Below are 18,910 nucleotides of genomic sequence, written 5' to 3'. Positions count from 1 at the left end.
TAAATTTCAGGAGGATGTTTATGGCCGTTCGATTAAAACGAAAATTAGGCGATGTTCTAAAAGCTGAAGGTTTAATTACAGAAGAAGAAATACTCGAAACATTAGAACGTAAAAAATCACGTCAAAAACTTGGCGATGCTCTTGTTGAACAAGGGTTTATTACGGAAAAGCAATTAATTGAAGTGTTAGAAATCCAACTGAATATTTCTAGTGTGTCACTGTATCGTTTTCCGATCAATGAGCAGTTGATGGACTTGGTTCCGAAAGAAGTTGCCCGTGAAAATATCCTTATTCCAATTGATCAGCATGAAAATGTCCTGACTGTCGCTATGAATGACCCACTTGATTACTACGCGATTGATGATTTGGAGCTTTCAACAGGTTTTGAAGTAAAACCTGTGATTGCGACGAAAGAAGACATTTTGCAGGCAATTAATAAGTATTATGATATGGAAGACGATTTATCAGGTGACACAGAAGGTGAAGATGCACCTGCTGTAAAACTGCTTGATCAAATCTTGCAAACTGGTGTGACATTAAGAGCAAGTGACGTTCATTTAGATCCAAGTGAAGCGAAGATAGCAGTGCGCTACCGGGTTGACGGAATCTTGCGTAGTGATCGAACCTTACCTAAACGGATTCAAAATGCATTAATTGCGCGAGTGAAAATATTAGCGAACTTAAACATTACTGAAACACGCTTACCTCAGGATGGTCGGATTCGATTAGTTATTGATGCCAAGCCGATTGACTTACGTGTGTCGACGTTACCGACGGTGTTTGGTGAAAAAGTTGTTATTCGTATTTTAGATTTAACAAATATATTTAAAAAACTTACAGAAATTGATCTCAATGAAGATACACTGAAACAGTACCGTGATGTGATTAGTCGTCCTTCCGGACTTATTTTACTTACTGGACCAACCGGTTCTGGTAAAACCACGACGTTGTATTCTTCAATAAATGAATTAAATCAGGAAGATGTCAATATCATTACCGTGGAAGATCCTGTTGAGTATCAACTTGAAGGGGTTAACCAAGTGCAAGTAAATAGTGCGGTTGGTTTAAACTTTGCGACGGGCTTACGTTCGATATTAAGGCAAGATCCAAATATTATTATGGTTGGTGAGATTCGTGACCGAGAAACTGCTGAAATTGCTATTCGTTCTTCTCTAACCGGTCATGTTGTATTTAGCACCCTGCATACAAACAGTGCTGTTGATGCGATTCCTAGGCTGTTTGATATGGGGGTTGAACCCTACTTGGTTGTGTCATCTTTGACCGGGGTGATGGCACAGCGGTTAGTGAAGCGGGTTTGTAAAGACTGTAAAACAACACGTACACTAACAGAAATTGAAAAAGATATTTTCGAAAAACACCATCTGGAAGTTGACACGGTCACTGAAGGGAAAGGCTGTGACAGCTGTCGTGGCACAGGTTATCGTGGACGGATGGCAATTCATGAATTATTGGTGATCGATGACCAGGTAAAGCAAATGATGATGAATAATGCCAGCATGCGCGAAATTAAAGATTATACTGAAGAACAAAACATGCATTTTTTAGTTGATGACGGTCTACTCAAAGTGAAGCAAGGGTTAACCACGATTGAAGAAGTCATGCGGGTAGCGATTGATGGATAAGGAGGGATACTGTGGAAGAACTAAAAGATTTACTCACACTAGCATTCCGAAAGAATGCTTCAGATATTCATATTACGGTTGGATCGGTCCCTATCTTTCGCATTGATGGTCGCTTAATCCCGCATAAAGGTGATGTGTTAAAGCCGGAGGATACGAAACAGTTAGCCCGCACTTTAGTTAATGATGAGATGTGGGAACGGTTTATGGTTGAGCGGGAATTAGACTTATCGCATGGGATTGCTGGAGTTTCCCGGTTCCGGGTTAATATGTTCTATCAGCGCAGCAATATTTCCATTGCTTTTCGCGTCATTCCGACAACCATACCAAAAATTGATGATTTAAATTTACCACCAGTGTTAAAAGATATTGCGGCTAAACCACATGGTTTAGTCTTAGTCACTGGTCCGACTGGAAGCGGAAAAAGTACAACACTTGCTTCAATGATTGACTATATGAATGAACACATGAATAAGCATATTATCACGCTTGAAGATCCAATTGAGTACTTGCATAATCATAAGCAGTCTATTATCGATCAGCGAGAGGTCGGGTTTGATACAACATCATTTCAAAAAGGTCTGCGCGCTTGTTTGCGCCAAGATCCTGATGTGATATTGGTAGGTGAAATGCGAGATTTAGAAACAATCCAAACGGCAATCACAGCGGCTGAAACAGGCCACTTAGTCCTAGGTACCTTACATACTCAAAACGCAAGCTCGACGATGGACCGTATCATTGATGTTTTTCCAGCGCATCAAAAAGATCAAATTCGGATATTATTAGCTAATGTTTTAGAAGCTACCGTCTCGCAGCGTTTATTCCCACGAGCACAAGAAAGCGGCCGGGTAGCCGCAACCGAAATATTAATCAACACGCCTGCGGTTAAAAACTTAATTCGCAATGAAAAGATGCATCAAATTCCAAACACGATGCAGACATCCAAAGATCAAGGCATGCATACGCTGGAAATGGATATCACCAGTAAGGTCCGTGAAGGCCTTATTTCTCCGAAAGATGCAGAGCCATATTTAACGGGACGTTTGTCATAATGGGAGGTGAATCGATTGCCGATTTATCAATATCAAGCTAGAACGACAGAAGGAAAACTCACAACGGGAAAATTAGAAAGTGAAAATGAGCGCGACGCCTTGTCTGAATTAAAACAAATTGGACTATTTGTCTTTGAGATTAAACGCATGAATCCATTTCTATATAAAGATATTTATCTTGGTAGTCCAATCAAAAATAAAGACTTCGTTATATTCTTGCGTCAATTTTCTACGTTAATTGATGCAGGGATTTCACTTGTTGAAGCGACTGAGATACTTTCCGAACAATCGAATTCTAAAGCGTTGACAAGTGCCTTAGAAGAAGTAAAAGAACGAATCGAAGAAGGAGAACCCTTATCGGTAGCACTAGGGTATTACCCGAAACTTTTCCCGGAGTTATTGGTGAGTATGATTAATGCAGGAGAAGTTAGTGGGCGATTAGATGAAATCTTAGACCGGATGGCTAGTTACTATGAGAAGCAGTACCAACTAAAACAAAAAGTTGTGACAGCACTTACGTACCCAGCCGTGATTGGTGTTCTGGCAGTTTTAATCACCATCTTCTTGATGGCTTTTCTTGTCCCAGTGTTTGCGGATATGTTTATCTCTTTTGATCAAGAATTGCCAGCTTATACGCAATTGGTATTAAATATGAGTGAACTTGTTGGTTCTATTTGGTGGTTATTGGCGCTTTTCGTCATAGGGCTGATCATAGTTGTTAGAACGTTAAATAAACAAGAAAAGTTCGCCTTTATTTTTGATAACTTTAAATTAAAACTACCACTTTTTGGTGTATTTATTCAAAAAGCAGCCCTTGCCAGAATGACACAGACATTGAGCTCACTGTTAAATAGCTCGGTACCAATTTTAGAAGCAGTGACTATCACCGAAAAAGTGGTTGAAAATCGAGTGATTAAAAAAGTTTTAAGGGAGAGTCATAAATCGCTAGAAGATGGTGAATCTTTGGCTGAGCCAATGAAGGAACATTGGGTGTTTCCTAAATTAATAACACAGATGATTGCGGTCGGTGAGGCCACAGGTTCAATGGACGAGATGTTGAAAAAGGTAGCGCAGTTTTATGAAGAGGAATTGGAAGAAGCTGCTGACAAACTAAAAGCCTTAATTGAACCAGTTATGATTATTTTTCTTGCGATCGTTGTTGGTGCGATTGTTTTGGCAATTGTTGTCCCGATGTTTAGCCTGTTTGAAGGTGTTTAGGAAACAATTGTTTAAAAGGTGAATAATATTATATGACAAATGATGGACATGTGTCGATTTAATAGTATAATAGGTATAAGTAGAATATCAGACATAATGATTATTTATCTTAATCTGGGCACTTGGATAAATAGGAGTGAGTAGTGCAACCGACTGACATCATAATGGTTAATTTATGTTGTGGGTCTTTTTTTACACGCCATGGATCGAACCATTATTATATTTTTATATTTTAAGGAGGAATTATTATGGTGAACAAATTAAGAAAAATGTTAAAAAATGAAAAAGGGTTTACGCTGGTTGAACTTTTAGCGGTTATCGTTATTTTAGGAATTATCGTTGCGATTGCGATTCCAGCAATTGGTAATATCATTGACACAGCAGAAGATGACGCAACGGCTGCGGAGGAACAATTAGTTGTTGATGCAGCTAGATTATATGACATTCAAGAGGGAATCGATAGCGATGTGACAACTGTTCAAGATGTTATTGATGAAGGGTATTTACAGGAACGTGCGTCTGGAGAGGCAGATATCTCTGTTGATACCGATCGAACTTTTAATAAAGATGAAAATGGTGTTATTACATTAAATGACTAATTTGCTTAATACAAAAAGACTCCTCCCTACGAGGGGTCTTTATTTCTATCTAGGAGCGAATGATAATGATCTATATTTATAGCAGTTTCTTTTTCGTCTTGGGTTTAATTATGGGCTCTTTTTTTAACGTGGTTGGTTTACGGGTGCCAAAGGGTGACTTTTTGAAAGAGGAACGTTCATACTGTCCTAAATGTAAAAAAACCTTAAAAGCTTATGAACTTATTCCTGTTGTGTCGTACCTTTTACAAGCTGGGAAATGTCGGGGATGTAAAGAAGCAATTGCTCCAATTTATCCAGCAATTGAATTATTAACAGGACTGGGGTTTTTAAGCAGTTATCTCGTTTATGGTTTCAGCATGGAGCTAGGTCTTAGTTTAGTTATTGTTTCACTAAGTGTGATTATTATTGTAACTGATCTTACATATTATTTAATTCCGAATAAACTGTTACTCATTTTTTTGCCACTGATTATGATTATGCGTTTTGTTGCTCCACTTAATCCTTGGTGGTCATCCCCCGTTGGAGCGCTCGTTGGTTTCGCGTTAATTTTTGCGGTGATTTTACTTAGTCAGGGCGGAATGGGTGCTGGCGATATGAAATACTTCTTCGTTTTAGGTTACGCCTTTGGCGTGACACATGTCTTGCTGATATTTTTACTGTCGACCATCTATGGTACACTTGTCAATATGGTGTTATTGGCTATGGGAAAAGTGACACGCAAATCAAAAGTGCCGTTTGGTCCTTACATCAGTTTAGCAGCACTAACCGTGTTATTTGTTGGAGAACCGATGATTAATTGGTATTTTGGTTTTTTCTAGACTCTTTTTAGCAAAGGATGAAACAAATGGGACTATTTAAAAAGATGAACGTCTTTCTGTCAATCAATGATAGAAGCATACGCTACCTGGTTTGCCCGGCAAAACAGTCAAAAGGAACAATTGACGACGGGGAACTTTTTTTTGATAAGGTAATCATGGAAGATGGTCGGATTATTAACGAAGCACAATTAAAATCACAGGTGAAAATGTTAGTCGAACAAAAGAATTGGAAAGGTGCGAAGTTATCCTTTATCGTTCCAGATAGCTTTCTGACAATGCGAACAGAAGAGATCCCAAATCAATTGGAAAAAGAAGAAGCAAAACGATACATTCGACTACAATTAGAGGGGAGTATTCGTTTGCCATTTAAGAATCCAATGATAGACTTTGAAGTATTGACTCGTGGTGAGGATACTAATGAAATTCTACTGTTTGCTTATCCGGAAGAACGATTGAAACCTTTTTATCGTTTATTTGAAAACGCATCGCTGAATGCAGAAGTTGCAGATGTCTCATTTTTAAGTGCCTATCGTACCTATCAAGTAAATCACCAACCAAATGATAATGAGCACCTATTAATGATTCAATGGAATAAAGTTGATTTAGTGCTTACGGTATTTCATAAGAAAATTCCGAAATTTACTCGCCACGTTCATGCCTCAAATCCGTTTCAAGAATGGAAGTTAGATTCAAAAGAGGCTACATTGGTATCTCAGTCTTCACCAGAAGAATTAGAAGAAGTACGTGATCAAACACTAATTACCATTGAACGTTTCATGGACTTTTATCAATACTCAATCATGGACGGAGAAGCCGCGGTTACAAATATATTATTACTTGGTGACCATCCTGATTTGGCGAAATTGCAGTTAAGCCTTGATGAACGTTTTGATTTATCAATCGAAATTCTAACACTTCCCCAGGATTTACCGATGGGGTGTGGTGTATTATATGGCTTATCTTTAAAAACAGAATCAAAACCAAAAAAACATGTTAAGCTAAAAAAGGAACAACAGAAAGAAAAGAAAAGTGATAACAAATCTAAAGCTTATAGAACAAACGAGAAAAACAGTATGAACGATTCGAATACAACAAGTGAATTATCAGTTACGAACGATGAGTAGGGAGGGATAAGCAAATGGTTAATATTAATTTTTTTGAAAAAAAGAAAAAAAACATCACGCCATGGGTCATTACAGGTACCGCGCTTATCCTCTCCGGCTTACTTGTGTTTTATTTCAGTTGGATGACTAGTCAAATCAGAGAAGATATTACGATTAATGAACGCCAGATTGAGCAACAACAAGCTGTAGTTATTGAGCTGCAACGCGTTAATTTGATTGGAGATCAAGTCAACCAATTAAAACGAGACGCAGAAACGTTACAAGCTAATAAATACCCTGCAAAAGCACTGTACGATGAGATGATTGATCAAATACCTAATCTAAGTGATACATTGATCAATCAATTTATCTTTTCGATAACTGGAAATGTACAATTGCAACTTGCTTTACCAAGTGAAGCGGATGTGGTTAGCTTACAACGTCAATTGTTAGATTTACCCTATGTAACAAATGTTGTTTTAGAAACAATTGAGGTAACTGGAGAAGCAGCAACTTATGACACAAGATTTTCAATCATGATTGACCGCTTGTCGTTAAGTGAGGTGCTGTCTCGTGACCTTTAAATGGAATAAAACATATACATTAGTCTCGATAATGATTGGGGCAATTGTCGCAGCGGTGATGTACTACGGAACGACCTATTGGCTTGATCCAATCACAACAGAGTTAAAGGAGACAGAAAGCGTCCTTCTAGAGCAACGTGCCGTTATTTTACAATCGGAAGCAAACGAAGCGAATGAAGACGAATTATTAGCAGAGGCAAATGCGGTACGTGATCGTTTACCGACTGAGGAAGCAGTTGACCAGATTGTTGAAATGATTTTTTTAGTTGAAAATCAGACAGATGTTACCATTTCACAAATCGCATTAAGTGGATCAGAATTCACTAACGAATCAGGTTTATATCCGACAAATGTTGAGTCGATTGAATACCAAATAACACTCTCGGCTAATCAACGAGCAAATGTTGAACGTTTTTTAGCTGAAATTGAAATGATTGAGCGACTTGTTGAAGTCACAGATCTTGAAATTACGCAAAACAATTCTGAACAAGTAGAAGCTACTATTATTGTGCGTGCGTTTTACAACCAACAAGTGATCATTAATTAATAGCGTCATTTAAAGGTTTTCTTACAGTGAGACCCTTAGTGGATAGATGTTAAAGTCTATCCACTAAGGGTCATTTATTTATAGCGGCGAATCAATTTTTTCAGCGCGAATAGTAAACTGATATTAAACAAATGACTTAAGTTTTTTAAAGTTACACGCTGATTAGAGGTAACGGAGTCAATTCAGAGAAAAAGATTAAGTTGTACTTGTCATAGAAATGGTTAAACTATAACTATCACTTAGGAAAGGAGGAGTTTATATTGAGTATGCCTGAACTTCATGTCAAAATGAAGGACATCCCGAAAAATGATCGTCCGCGCGAACGATTAATCACCTGTGGCCCTTCGCATTTATCAGACCAAGAATTATTAGCAATCATTATCGGATCGGGTACCCGTAATGAAAGTGTCTATGATTTAGCAATACGACTTTACCAGTATTTTGGTGGCATTGAATTGTTACGCGAAGCGACACTCGAGGAGTTAGTGCATATTAAGGGGATTGGGGAGGTGAAGGCAGTCAGCATATTAGCGGCCATTGAGTTAGGAAATCGGATGGGTCGGTTTAAGAAAACCGACCGATATATCATTCGTTGTCCTGAAGATGGTGCGAATTATGTCATGGAAGACATGCGCTTACTCAAACAGGAACATTTTGTTGTCTTGTTTTTAGACACTAAAAATCAAATCATTCATAAGCAAACCGTGTTTATTGGTAGTTTGAACGCCTCAATCGTTCATCCGCGTGAAGTGGTGCGCCCATGTAGTCACTTAAGAAATCTATCTAAGATAGGCGAGCATTCATCACAACGTTCGCTCACCATTCAACTTACCTTAACTGGAAACAGCAAGGGGACCATAGCCTGTTGAAGAAACTCTAGCTATAGGGTGAGGTGAACTATGTATAAGGATAAAAGCTAAACTGCTTGAATGATGGTTCTCGGGGAGCCGGCGGGGCTACATTGTTTTTGTTTTCTTTGTTGACACTTTGCTTGGAAGACGTGATGAAAAAACAACCCAACTTTAATGAAGTGAGGAGAACGAATGTCATATCCGCTAACATAGAATTGTTTTTAATTGACGAACTGGGGATTACCTAAGTTTATCCAGCGATAGATAAGGTAACGGAGCTTTCGTAGTAGTCGGCGTAAGGGAGAGCCTTATACATGGCGAAGGAAAGCAGCTCAAATGAGATTTGGTTTGAGTGGAAAGCCGTATACTCTGAGAGGAGTACGTACGGTTTGGAGGGAAATCACTGATTGACCCTACTTTAGAGAAGCAGTAAAACGGTCTGCGGCCTCCATTGTTTGTCTGCATAATCATCCATCTGGCGTGCGCCTACACCGCTAACATGTGAAGTGATCATGATATGATCTAGAATTGCTAACAAATTCTATGGACGTGAACCTTATCAGCGGATTGAAAAGTGTGCTGAGACCATCGCATGGTTTAAGGTCCAAGGCATATAAGGTAAAAGCTTGATTGCCTGAACTCTAGACTTACGAACGTGATTCGTGATTGATACAATCAATCGAAGATGAATAGAAGCGGTACGTCAGACCACTTCTATCGTTAGCGCATCTTCATCGAACTTTAAATAAGTAATAGTCAAAAGGAGTACCTAAGTATGCCGCTTCTTTCTATGTTAGTAAGGTAGGGATTGCCTAAGTAACCACTCGGTTATAAGGTAACGGAGTCTTCATAGTATTCAACGTTTGCAGGTAATCTGTTTAGCATGGAAAAGGAAGACAGGTGTTAGTTGCTTCATTTGGAAAGGAAATGTGTATGTTTAACCTACATCCGCTTAGTCGAATTTTTTATCAATTAAGTAGTAACGAACAGTCGCTACTTCATCGCCCCTTCCACCAACTCTCCAATCAACAAAAGCGTACAGTCTTAACAGAAATTATTTGTGCGTTTCACCACTATAACCAACGTGTAATATCCGTTCAGCCAACAGTAAAACAAGAGCATCAAGCCATCAACCATCAAGAACTGATCAGTTTCCGCATTGATAAACCGGCATTTCGTTATCCCGTGTTAACCGTGTTGGTCAATGATGTAAAAACAATAGAGACGCTCGCAGCAATGTTGCCTTTTTCTTTTATGCGTCACATGGTTGATTTATTATTTGCTGAAAAACTAATGCGGTTTTTATATATGGTTGAATTAGGAAAACTAAATAAACCGTTTGTGACCGTCAACAATCGCATGGGGACAACGGTTTTAATTGAAGAAATGACGGTGAAATCTTTTCGGACGGTCTGGCCTGTTGAATTACCTATTCAAAGTTTACGTGTACTCGAAAGACGCCCCCAGTATTTATGTGGTTTCAGACTTCGTTATCACAAAGTAAAACAAGGGTATGTGTTTGAGTGCCCAGTTCAGCGGCAAGCACAACTTTCGGCCCTATTTGATTATGGATCGTTTACGGATGGTAAAGCGAAAAGTCGCGGTTATTTAGTTCACCGAACGCTCCATGCCATATACCGTACTTATCAAAAAGAGTTGACAGCGATTTGCTTTTATTACCGCTATATTAGCAATCGTCAACCACTCGACCGGTTCTGTTACTTTGCTTATCAAAGTTTTCTTAGGACCGTCGCCAACAAGCACCGATTAACCGTTAAACAAGCAGGGCTTTTGATGAAAGAGAGGGGCTTTCGGCCATTTAGACAACGCGATTTCCAGTTTGACCAAATGAAGCACAGCACTGGCGAGCCGTATACTTTGAAAGGAGTACGTACGGTTCTGAGGGAGATTGAAAAGATATCACACACCAATGCAATCGACCCTACGATCCATCACCATCTCAAGAAGATATCAACGTTACTAAACGATTAGCTGAATGTGGCGAAATGATTGGCATAGGTCTCCTTGACCATATTGTGATTGGCGATCATAAATTTGTCTCATTAAAAGAAAAAGGCTACGTCTAGCACTATCTATTTTTTACAAATTCTCGTATAATTGAATAGGCGAGTTATAAAACAAGCGCCCAACACAGAATTCATTTTTGTGTTCGGCGTTTCTTGTTATAATAAATTAAAAACGCATATGAGCATGAACGATAAAGCAATCAGCTTTTGTTTAAACATTAGGAGGAAGATTAACGTGGCAAAGTTTAGTTTTACGCAAGATTTAGGGATCGATTTAGGAACAGCCAATACATTGGTTTACATTAAAGGTAAGGGAATTGTAGTTAGAGAACCGTCCGTGGTAGCAAAAAATAATTCAACTGGAGAAATTGAAGCAGTTGGTAGCGATGCCAGAAATATGATCGGTCGGACACCAGGAAATATTTCTGTCATTCGTCCAATGAAAGACGGTGTGATTGCTGATTACGATACGACGGCATCGATGATGAAGTATTATATTCGTCTGGCTCAGAAAAAACGCTCACCGTTTGCGCGGAAACCGAACGTCATGGTCTGTGTACCGTCAGGCATTACGATGGTCGAAGAACGTGCTGTTATTGATGCAACCAAACAAGCAGGAGCGAAAGATGCATTTCCAGTCTCTGAACCGTTTGCAGCAGCAATTGGTGCTGGTCTCCCCGTCTGGGAACCAACCGGTAGTATGATTGTCGATATTGGTGGTGGGACAACGGAAGTTGCCGTTATTTCACTTGGTGGTGTGGTTACAAGTCAGTCGATTCGTACCGCAGGAGACGATATGGATGATGCCATCATTCAATACATTCGCAAACAATACAGTTTAATGATTGGTGTTCGTTCTGCTGAAGCGGTGAAAATGGAGATCGGTTCAGCAAAAGAAACGGAAGAAAATCCAACGATTGATATTCGTGGGCGCGACTTGTTAACAGGTTTACCCAAAACAATTACCGTCTCTGCAAGTGAAGTTACACGTGCGTTAAGAGATACGGTTAATGCCATTATTGATGCCGTCAAACTTACTTTAGAGAAAACACCTCCAGAGCTCTCGTCAGATGTTATGGAACGAGGGATTGTCTTATCTGGTGGTGGGGCTTTACTCAAAGGACTGGATGAAGTGATCTCAAAAGAAACGCAAATGCCAGTCTTTATTGCTGAATCACCACTAGATAGTGTGGCGATTGGTACTGGTATGGCCTTAGAGTATATTGAGCACTTTAAATCACATCCGAATGTTGCTAACCGCACAGATCGTTTATAAATGGAGGATTTGTTATGTCGTTTTTCCGAAGGAAACGGTTATTTACAATCCTACTGAGTTTAATTATTCTCGTGGGATTGATAGGTTTCTCAATAAGCGAACGCAACCAGTTGTCGTCTGTTGAACAATTTATTCAAGACGGTATCGGTGCCCTACAACAGGTTGTGTTAACGCCAGTCACATATGTGGCGGGTGTTGCTGATAATATTGATGAGATGAAAAATTTATATCAAGAGAATCAAGTTTTAAAAGAGAATCTATCACAATACCAACAAAAAGTATATGAAGTTCAAGAGCTAACCAAAGAAAACGAAGAACTTGCAGCGATGCTTGGTAAATCAGAGTCAATCACAGACTATGAACCAATTCAAGCATCGGTGATCGCAAGGAACCCAGATCAGTGGTTTAAACAAGTCATGTTAAATAAAGGCGAACAACATGGGGTTACAAAAGATATGGCTGTGATTACTGCTGAAGGAATGATTGGTAAAGTGCAGTCAACCTCACAATTCACGTCACGGGTGCTGCTACTTAATGGTTTTGATCGTTCGAATCGTATTTCCGTGAATGTCGATTTAACTGATCAAACGGAAGATGCAAAAGGGTTTATTCTCGGTTATAATGAAGAGAAAGAGCAATTAGTGTTGGAGTTTTCCGATTATTACGATGAAATTCCTGTTGATGAAGTAGTCTTTTCTTCTGGGCTTGGAGGCGTCTTTCCAAAAGGGTTAGAGATTGGTACGATTGAAGAAGTTACCACCGATCAGTACGGGCTAACGCAGGTGGCATATATTAAACCTTCGGCTGCGCTTGAAGGGTTTAATCATGTGATTATTGTTGACCGTACGATGCCGACAATTTTTGAAGTTGAAGCAGAGGAAGGAAGTGGCGAAGAATGATGGCGCGCTTCTTTCCACCGGTTATTCTCTTACTTTTAGTCGCTTTTCAGGGGATTAATTATCTGTTTATTCCAGTCTATTTGACGAACCAAGGCTTTACCGTCGTCATTCATGGTGTTTTTGTCTTTCTTGTGTTAGTAACACTTTATTATGACTTAGAGTCAAGTTACTATGGAGTCTTGTATGCAATGATAGCTGGATTAATGATGGACATTGTTTATACTGGTGTATTAGGTGTATACATGTTTAGTTATGCGATCACGATTTATCTGCTTCATAGTTTACGCAAACTTTTGCATGTGAATATTTATGTCACGAGCTTCCTTATGCTTTTGGGGTTAGCGGTATTAGAATTGTTGCTGTACCGCATTTATACATGGGTAGGTTATCAACAGATTGCCTTTACTGATTATATTAATGAACGATTTATCTATACCTTGATTGTTAATATGGTGGTATATTTAATCTTTTTCGTTTTATTTAAGAAACGGTTATTGACTTACTCAACGAGACGTTTCGAAGAGACTAAATTTAAAAATTAGCACAATGAAGATAATCAGGAGGTGTGATGATGGCGAATAAAAAACAGCATATTACAATGAAGGGTACGCGTGATGGTCTCAGTCTTGTTTTAGATGACCGCGCTCAATTCAGCGATGTTCTTGCTGAATTAGCAGAAATCTTATCACAAAAAAACTTTGATGATAATCAATCATTAGTGACAGTTAAAATAGACTTAGGTTACCGATTCTTACATAAGGATGAAGAAGAACAGTTGCGCGAGATGATTCGAAGCAAGGAAAAGTTAGTCGTGCAATCCATCGACACAAAAGTTATGACAAAAGAAGAGGCCCTGCGTTTAAAAGAAGAGAACGATATCCATGTCTTATCAAAAACGGTCCGCTCAGGGCAAGTGATTGATGTAACGGGTGATTTGCTGGTCTTCGGTGATATTAACCCAGGTGGTACGATTAAAGCGACCGGAAATGTTTTTGTAATGGGTGCACTCAGAGGGATTGCACATGCGGGGACCAGTGGTAACAAAGAATCAATCATTGCTGCCTCATTAATGAATCCCGTTCAGCTCCGTATAGCTGCGCTATATTCTCGCTCACCTGATTATGAAACAGAAGGTGTCACCATGGAATGTGCGTTTATCGAGAATGAAATGATCATGATTGACCGCATTCAACGGGTGCAAAAGAAACGTCCGGAATTAAACGGTTTTGAAAGGAGTGTTTTGAATGGCTGAAGCGATTGTAATCACCTCAGGTAAGGGTGGTGTTGGTAAAACAACCACAACTGCAAATTTAGGTACTGCCTTAGCATTATTAGATAAAAAAGTATGCTTGATGGATACAGATATCGGACTTCGAAATTTAGATGTCGTGATGGGACTTGAGAACCGAATTATTTATGATATTATTGATGTTGCTCAAGGGCGTTGTAAGCTAAAACAAGCTTTGATTAAGGATAAACGCTTTGATTATTTATTTTTATTACCGGCTGCACAGACAAGCGATAAGCATGATTTAAGTCCTGAAGCAATGATTGAGATGATCGCTGAACTAAAAGAAGAATTTGATTATATCTTAATCGATTGCCCAGCAGGGATTGAGCAAGGTTACAAGAATGCGGTTGCTGGTGCTGACCACGCGATTGTTGTCACTACACCAGAAAAATCGAGTGTGCGCGATGCAGATCGAATCATTGGTTTGTTAGAAAAAGAAGAAATTGAACCACCGCAACTTGTAATTAATCGTATTAGAAATCATATGATGAAAAATGGAGATATGATGTCAATCGACGAAATTATTCAAGTCTTATCAATCGATCTTTTAGGTATTGTCGCTGATGATGACGAGGTTATTAAAGCATCAAATCATGGGGAACCAATCGCCTTGCAATCGAATTCTAAAGCATCGATCAGTTACCGAAATATAGCCAGACGTATTTTAGGTGAATCTGTTCCACTACAATCATTTGAAGAAGAACAAGGTGTTTTACAGAAAGTGAAGAAATTCTTTGGCATGCGTGAAAAATAAGTTGACGAAAGCGCCTCTTACTCAAGATCGTGATGGATGAGTAGTGAGCGCTTTTCTTGTGGCGTGAGTGAGAAAAGGAGACATTTATGAAGACATTGTACTTAAGTGAAACGCTATCTGAACACGTTGCTTGTCTAGTGAAAGATGATCATTGCATTGAAGCGGAAGCGTATGTACCTGAAAAAAGTGCGAATGTGGATGCCATTTACTTAGGGCAAGTGAAACGAGTTGATAAGAGTTTAAATGCATTATTTATCGATATTGGTCTACCGACAGCAGCTTATTTAGATATGAAGGATTTGTACAACCAGGTGCCAACAGAAGGTGCATTTTTGTTGGTTCAAATTATCAAAGCGCCTTTTTTAGGGAAAGGTGCTCGTGTGACCGAAAAGATAAACTTGAAGATGAACACAGCGATGGTGTATTTACCGTTGGAGACGGGTTTATTTATTTCAAACAAGATTGACCAAGAAAAGCAGACAAGTATTCGTGGTTGGTTTATGTTGGAGGATGAAGGTTTATTGATTCGAACCAAAGGAGCTGCATATTCAAAAGAAGCCGCAATCGCTCTATTTGAACAATTAAAAACCTATTGGCAAGAAATACTTCTCAAGCGTAAACAAGTGAAAAAGCCGGGTTGTTTATTTGATGAACACATCATTGGTGAGGCCTTATTAATGGAAAATAGCGAAACGCTGACACACGTTTTGGTTGATTCACAGATGTTAAAACAGCGTATTATCAATCGCTTTCCCGATGTGAAAGAACGGGTATTCTATAAGCATGATTTGATTGCTCAGTTAGCACCAAAGATTGAGGCGTTTATGGTAAGTCTTGCTCAACCTGTGATCCCCTTAACGAAGGGTATCGAGATTGTCGTTGAATCAACTGAAGCAATGACTGTAATTGATGTGAATTCAGCTGGGTTTACTGGAAAAGTAAACACCCATGATAGTGCGCTTAAGATTAATGAGATTGCAGCGAAAGGTGCGCTCAAAGCTATAGAAGCGCGTAATATTTCTGGAATGATTGTAATTGATTTCCTACGGATGCCGAAAAAACAGATGCGTGATCAGATTGAAAAGCTGATGAAGACGACACTTAAGTCTTCCGATCGAACAACACAAGCATATGGTTTTAGTCGAATGGGGCTGTTTGAGATGACACGAAAGCGTACTGATAAAAGTCTCAGTCACCACTGGTTTGATTTAACCACCAAGCAGTTAATCAAAAAGCCATCAACGGTGTACTACGAATTTGAACGATTGTTAATTGGTTTTCATGATGAGGCTGCTATTATTGAAATGCATCCCGACTTCTATCAGGGGTTCATTAATGAAATTGAGCAATCATCGTTGAAAGAAAAAGTGAAGCAAGAAATTATATTGGTCGAAAATGATGCCATAAACGCTTTTAACATCAAACACGCAGGATCATCAGCACTCATTAATCAGGTCATTAAAGAAAAACAGTTTAAACATATTGACATTCTCTAATTAGACGTGGTATGATTTTAACGTTATGCAAGTTAAGTAGCACCCGTTGCTACAACCGCGCAGACCAGGTATTTTTAGATATAAGCGATCTGATCGCGCCTGTGATGGCGAGTCTGAGTCTTTTAAGGAGGTGCAATTAGGATGTACGCAATTATTGAAACTGGTGGTAAACAAATCAGAGTAGAAGAAGGTCAAGAAATCTACATTGAGAAATTAGCAACAGAAGCTGGTGAAACAGTTACATTTGACAAAGTTCTTTTCGTAAGTGGTGATGACGTAAAAGTCGGCGCGCCATTAGTAGAAGGTGCTTCAGTTGAGGCGAAAGTAGAAAAACACGGTCGTCAGAAAAAGGTAACAGTTTACAAATTCAAAGCTAAGAAAAACTATCACCGTAAACAAGGTCACCGTCAGCCCTATACAAAAGTAGTAATCGAAAAAATTAACGCTTAAGGTATGATGCTGTATGATTAACGTTACGATTGATCGAAAAGATGATGATTCAATTCAAGGATTTGAATTGAGTGGACATGCCGATAGCGGACCTCATGGTCATGATCTTGTCTGTGCTGCAGTTTCTGCTGTCACGTTCGGGATGACAAACGCTGTAATGATGCATGCTGAACTTGAACCAAAGATTGACCAAGGTAAAGATGGTGGTTACTTAAAGGTAACACTTCCAACAGATGTACCAGCGGAAGCATTAGCTAAAGCGCGGCTACTTCTTGAAGGGATGGTTACTTCATTAGAAACAATCGAAAAGGACTATGGTCAGTATATAACTATCTCTGCAAAACAAGGAGGTTGAAACCGATGATGTTACGTTTAGACTTACAATTCTTCGCATCTAAAAAAGGTGTGGGTAGCTCAAAGAACGGTCGTGATTCAGAATCAAAACGTCTTGGCGCAAAACGCGCAGATGGACAAATGGTTACTGGAGGATCAATTCTTTACCGTCAACGCGGAACTAAAATCTATCCGGGCAATAATGTTGGCCGTGGTGGAGATGATACTTTATTTGCGAAAGCAGATGGTATTGTACGTTTCGAACGCGTAGGCCGTAACCGCAAACGCGTAAGTGTGTATCCTGTTGCACAAGAAGCATAATGCGAGTAATGAAAAGCGTGTCTCTTGAGAATTTTCTTTCGAGACATGCTTTTTTTGATGGCTTCTAATGGTGGTCATCACCTGAGACCGAAGTGGTATCTGTGAATATAGCTAAGAAAAACTTTTACAGGGTATCATTAATTTGTTATAATTTTCTTACTATTAATCAAAAATAAGGCGAGATCAATACAATGTAACCTTTTAGGTGTTATTTTATCTAAATATTAGCGAGCCCCCCCACTTCAAACAGCTTGTAAGGGCGTTAAGTGGTGGGTAGTTCAAAAAAAGTTATAGCTTAGAACTAAACATGTATGTTTTGTAAAACAATCATACAGAAAAGAGGTGGAGTAATGTTTGTCGATCAGGTAAAGGTTTATGTAAAAGCTGGTGATGGAGGGAACGGTTTAGCTTCTTTCCGTCGTGAAAAATATGTACCATTTGGTGGACCGTCCGGTGGTGACGGTGGAAATGGTGCAGATGTTGTTTTTGAAGTGGATGAAGGCCTCAGTACATTAATGGACTTTAGATATCAACGGCACTTTAAAGCAAAACATGGTGAAAATGGAATGAGTAAAGGACAACATGGAAAAAATAGTGACCCAATGGTGCTTAAAGTACCGGCAGGTACAACAATAAAAGATGATGAAACTGGCGAAATCTTGGCAGATTTAACGGAACATCAACAGCAAGCAGTCATTTGTAAGGGTGGTCGCGGTGGTCGTGGTAACATTCGCTTTGCGACAGCTAAAAATCCAGCCCCAGAGATTGCGGAAAACGGTGAGCCGGGAATTGAACGTGACATCGTTATTGAATTAAAAGTGATGGCAGATGTCGGATTGGTTGGCTTCCCGAGTGTAGGTAAATCAACGCTTTTATCAGTAGTCTCAGCAGCACGTCCGAAAATTGCAGATTATCATTTCACCACCTTACAACCAAACTTAGGCATGGTAGAAACGGAAGATCAGCGTAGTTTCGTGATGGCTGACTTACCAGGATTAATCGAAGGTGCGCACTCCGGTGTAGGTCTAGGCCATCAATTTTTACGTCATATCGAACGGACACGCTTAATTGTTCATGTGATTGATATGGCAAGTACTGAAGGGCGCGATCCTTATGAAGACTTCTTAACAATCAATGAAGAATTACGACAATTTGATGAACGTTTATTAGACCGTCCACAAATTATTGTTGCAAATAAAATGGATATCCCAGAAGCTGAAGAACAATTGGCTTTCTTTAAAGAACAATTAACAGAAGACTATCCGGTTTTACCCATTTCGGCAGTAACGAGAAATGGTCTGCGCGAATTAGTCTTTATGATTGCCGATCAGTTAGATGCGATTCCAAAATTCACAACACCGGTTGAAGAAGCTCCTGAGCGAATTGTTTATAAACACCAAGCAGAAGAGATTCCGTTTGTGATTAACCGGGCTGATGATGGTGCTTATGTCTTGTCAGGAAGACGTCTCGAAAAGTTATTTAAAATGACAGACTTAACCCGTGATGAATCGATTCAACGTTTTTCTCGCCAAATGCGAGCAATGGGAATTGATGAAGCATTACGTGAGCGTGGCGCCAAAGATGGCGATACTGTTAGAATTATGAAATATGAATTTGAGTTTATTGAATAAGTAATCGATAAGGAGGGACG

Annotated in this window: 20 protein-coding genes, 2 pseudogenes, 1 riboswitch and 1 other annotated feature; all 22 genes and pseudogenes read left to right on the top strand. The window is 39.3% G+C overall.

Annotated elements, in window-relative coordinates:
• Positions 1 to 20 precede the first annotated feature (20 nt).
• Positions 21 to 1,643 carry a GspE/PulE family protein gene (locus DES38_RS07885; RefSeq protein WP_110251571.1) on the top strand — a complete coding sequence of 541 codons (1,623 nt, stop codon included), beginning with the start codon at positions 21 to 23 and terminating at the stop codon, positions 1,641 to 1,643.
• An 11-nt stretch (positions 1,644 to 1,654) separates the two neighbouring features.
• Positions 1,655 to 2,692: a type IV pilus twitching motility protein PilT gene (locus DES38_RS07880; RefSeq protein WP_110251570.1), complete on the top strand. Its 1,038-nt coding sequence runs from the start codon at positions 1,655 to 1,657 to the stop codon at positions 2,690 to 2,692.
• 15 nt (positions 2,693 to 2,707) lie between these two features.
• Positions 2,708 to 3,910, top strand: a complete 1,203-nt coding sequence (locus DES38_RS07875) for a type II secretion system F family protein (protein ID WP_110251569.1) — start codon at positions 2,708 to 2,710, stop codon at positions 3,908 to 3,910.
• An 80-nt stretch (positions 3,911 to 3,990) separates the two neighbouring features.
• Positions 3,991 to 4,074: riboswitch (cyclic di-GMP riboswitch) on the top strand.
• A gap of 84 nt (positions 4,075 to 4,158) precedes the next feature.
• Positions 4,159 to 4,509, top strand: coding sequence for a prepilin-type N-terminal cleavage/methylation domain-containing protein (locus tag DES38_RS07870; RefSeq protein WP_110251568.1), 351 nt, complete (start codon positions 4,159 to 4,161; stop codon positions 4,507 to 4,509).
• A 65-nt stretch (positions 4,510 to 4,574) separates the two neighbouring features.
• Positions 4,575 to 5,327, top strand: coding sequence for a prepilin peptidase (locus DES38_RS07865; RefSeq protein ID WP_110251567.1), 753 nt, complete (start codon positions 4,575 to 4,577; stop codon positions 5,325 to 5,327).
• A 26-nt stretch (positions 5,328 to 5,353) separates the two neighbouring features.
• Positions 5,354 to 6,451: a type IV pilus biogenesis protein PilM gene (pilM, locus tag DES38_RS07860; protein ID WP_110251566.1), complete on the top strand. Its 1,098-nt coding sequence runs from the start codon at positions 5,354 to 5,356 to the stop codon at positions 6,449 to 6,451.
• 14 nt (positions 6,452 to 6,465) lie between these two features.
• Complete coding sequence (locus tag DES38_RS07855; protein WP_110251565.1) at positions 6,466 to 7,014, top strand: PilN domain-containing protein; 549 nt, start codon at positions 6,466 to 6,468, stop codon at positions 7,012 to 7,014.
• Positions 7,004 to 7,561: a hypothetical protein gene (locus tag DES38_RS07850; protein ID WP_110251564.1), complete on the top strand. Its 558-nt coding sequence runs from the start codon at positions 7,004 to 7,006 to the stop codon at positions 7,559 to 7,561. The genes DES38_RS07855 and DES38_RS07850 overlap by 11 nt, the downstream gene beginning before the upstream one ends.
• 266 nt (positions 7,562 to 7,827) lie before the next feature.
• Positions 7,828 to 8,430 (top strand): RadC family protein, encoded by a 603-nt coding sequence (radC, locus tag DES38_RS07845; protein WP_110251627.1) that lies wholly within the window; start codon positions 7,828 to 7,830, stop codon positions 8,428 to 8,430.
• Between the two features lie 405 nt (positions 8,431 to 8,835).
• Positions 8,836 to 8,910, top strand: a pseudogene (locus DES38_RS12115) (JAB domain-containing protein); the annotation flags it as partial.
• Between the two features lie 429 nt (positions 8,911 to 9,339).
• Positions 9,340 to 10,404 carry a group II intron reverse transcriptase/maturase gene (locus tag DES38_RS12180; protein WP_342767372.1) on the top strand — a complete coding sequence of 355 codons (1,065 nt, stop codon included), beginning with the start codon at positions 9,340 to 9,342 and terminating at the stop codon, positions 10,402 to 10,404.
• Positions 10,359 to 10,499, top strand: a pseudogene (locus tag DES38_RS12215) (JAB domain-containing protein); the annotation flags it as partial. The gene DES38_RS12180 and the pseudogene DES38_RS12215, both read left to right, overlap by 46 nt.
• 175 nt (positions 10,500 to 10,674) lie before the next feature.
• Entirely contained in the window at positions 10,675 to 11,715 is a 1,041-nt protein-coding gene (locus tag DES38_RS07825; RefSeq protein ID WP_110251561.1) for a rod shape-determining protein, read from the top strand.
• A gap of 14 nt (positions 11,716 to 11,729) precedes the next feature.
• Complete coding sequence (gene mreC, locus DES38_RS07820; protein WP_110251560.1) at positions 11,730 to 12,614, top strand: rod shape-determining protein MreC; 885 nt, start codon at positions 11,730 to 11,732, stop codon at positions 12,612 to 12,614.
• A complete protein-coding gene (gene mreD / locus DES38_RS07815; RefSeq protein WP_110251559.1) occupies positions 12,611 to 13,156 on the top strand; it encodes a rod shape-determining protein MreD in 546 nt (181 codons plus the stop codon). Before mreC ends, mreD begins: the two co-directional genes overlap by 4 nt.
• Before the next feature lie 29 nt (positions 13,157 to 13,185).
• Positions 13,186 to 13,866 (top strand): septum site-determining protein MinC, encoded by a 681-nt coding sequence (gene minC / locus DES38_RS07810; protein ID WP_110251558.1) that lies wholly within the window; start codon positions 13,186 to 13,188, stop codon positions 13,864 to 13,866.
• Positions 13,859 to 14,659 (top strand): septum site-determining protein MinD, encoded by an 801-nt coding sequence (gene minD, locus DES38_RS07805; protein WP_110251557.1) that lies wholly within the window; start codon positions 13,859 to 13,861, stop codon positions 14,657 to 14,659. Before minC ends, minD begins: the two co-directional genes overlap by 8 nt.
• Positions 14,660 to 14,745: 86 nt before the next feature.
• On the top strand, positions 14,746 to 16,155 hold the full coding sequence (locus DES38_RS07800) for a ribonuclease E/G (RefSeq protein ID WP_110251556.1): 1,410 nt from the start codon (positions 14,746 to 14,748) through the stop codon (positions 16,153 to 16,155).
• 43 nt (positions 16,156 to 16,198) lie between these two features.
• Positions 16,199 to 16,280: a sequence feature (ribosomal protein L21 leader region), on the top strand.
• Between the two features lie 16 nt (positions 16,281 to 16,296).
• The gene (gene rplU, locus DES38_RS07795; RefSeq protein ID WP_110251555.1) at positions 16,297 to 16,605 is read left to right on the top strand and encodes a 50S ribosomal protein L21; all 309 of its coding nucleotides are present in this window, start codon (positions 16,297 to 16,299) and stop codon (positions 16,603 to 16,605) included.
• A 13-nt stretch (positions 16,606 to 16,618) separates the two neighbouring features.
• Positions 16,619 to 16,960, top strand: coding sequence for a ribosomal-processing cysteine protease Prp (locus tag DES38_RS07790; RefSeq protein ID WP_110251554.1), 342 nt, complete (start codon positions 16,619 to 16,621; stop codon positions 16,958 to 16,960).
• An 8-nt stretch (positions 16,961 to 16,968) separates the two neighbouring features.
• Positions 16,969 to 17,259 (top strand): 50S ribosomal protein L27, encoded by a 291-nt coding sequence (gene rpmA, locus DES38_RS07785; protein ID WP_110251626.1) that lies wholly within the window; start codon positions 16,969 to 16,971, stop codon positions 17,257 to 17,259.
• Between the two features lie 350 nt (positions 17,260 to 17,609).
• Complete coding sequence (gene obgE, locus DES38_RS07780) at positions 17,610 to 18,890, top strand: GTPase ObgE (protein ID WP_110251553.1); 1,281 nt, start codon at positions 17,610 to 17,612, stop codon at positions 18,888 to 18,890.
• Positions 18,891 to 18,910: the final 20 nt, after the last annotated feature.

It is taken from the genome of Streptohalobacillus salinus (genome assembly GCF_003201605.1).
In the GTDB taxonomy this organism is placed as follows: Bacteria; Bacillota; Bacilli; order Bacillales; family Amphibacillaceae; genus Streptohalobacillus; species Streptohalobacillus salinus.
Note: the sequence above shows the minus strand (reverse complement) of the source record. Positions and strands in the feature narration are given on the sequence as shown.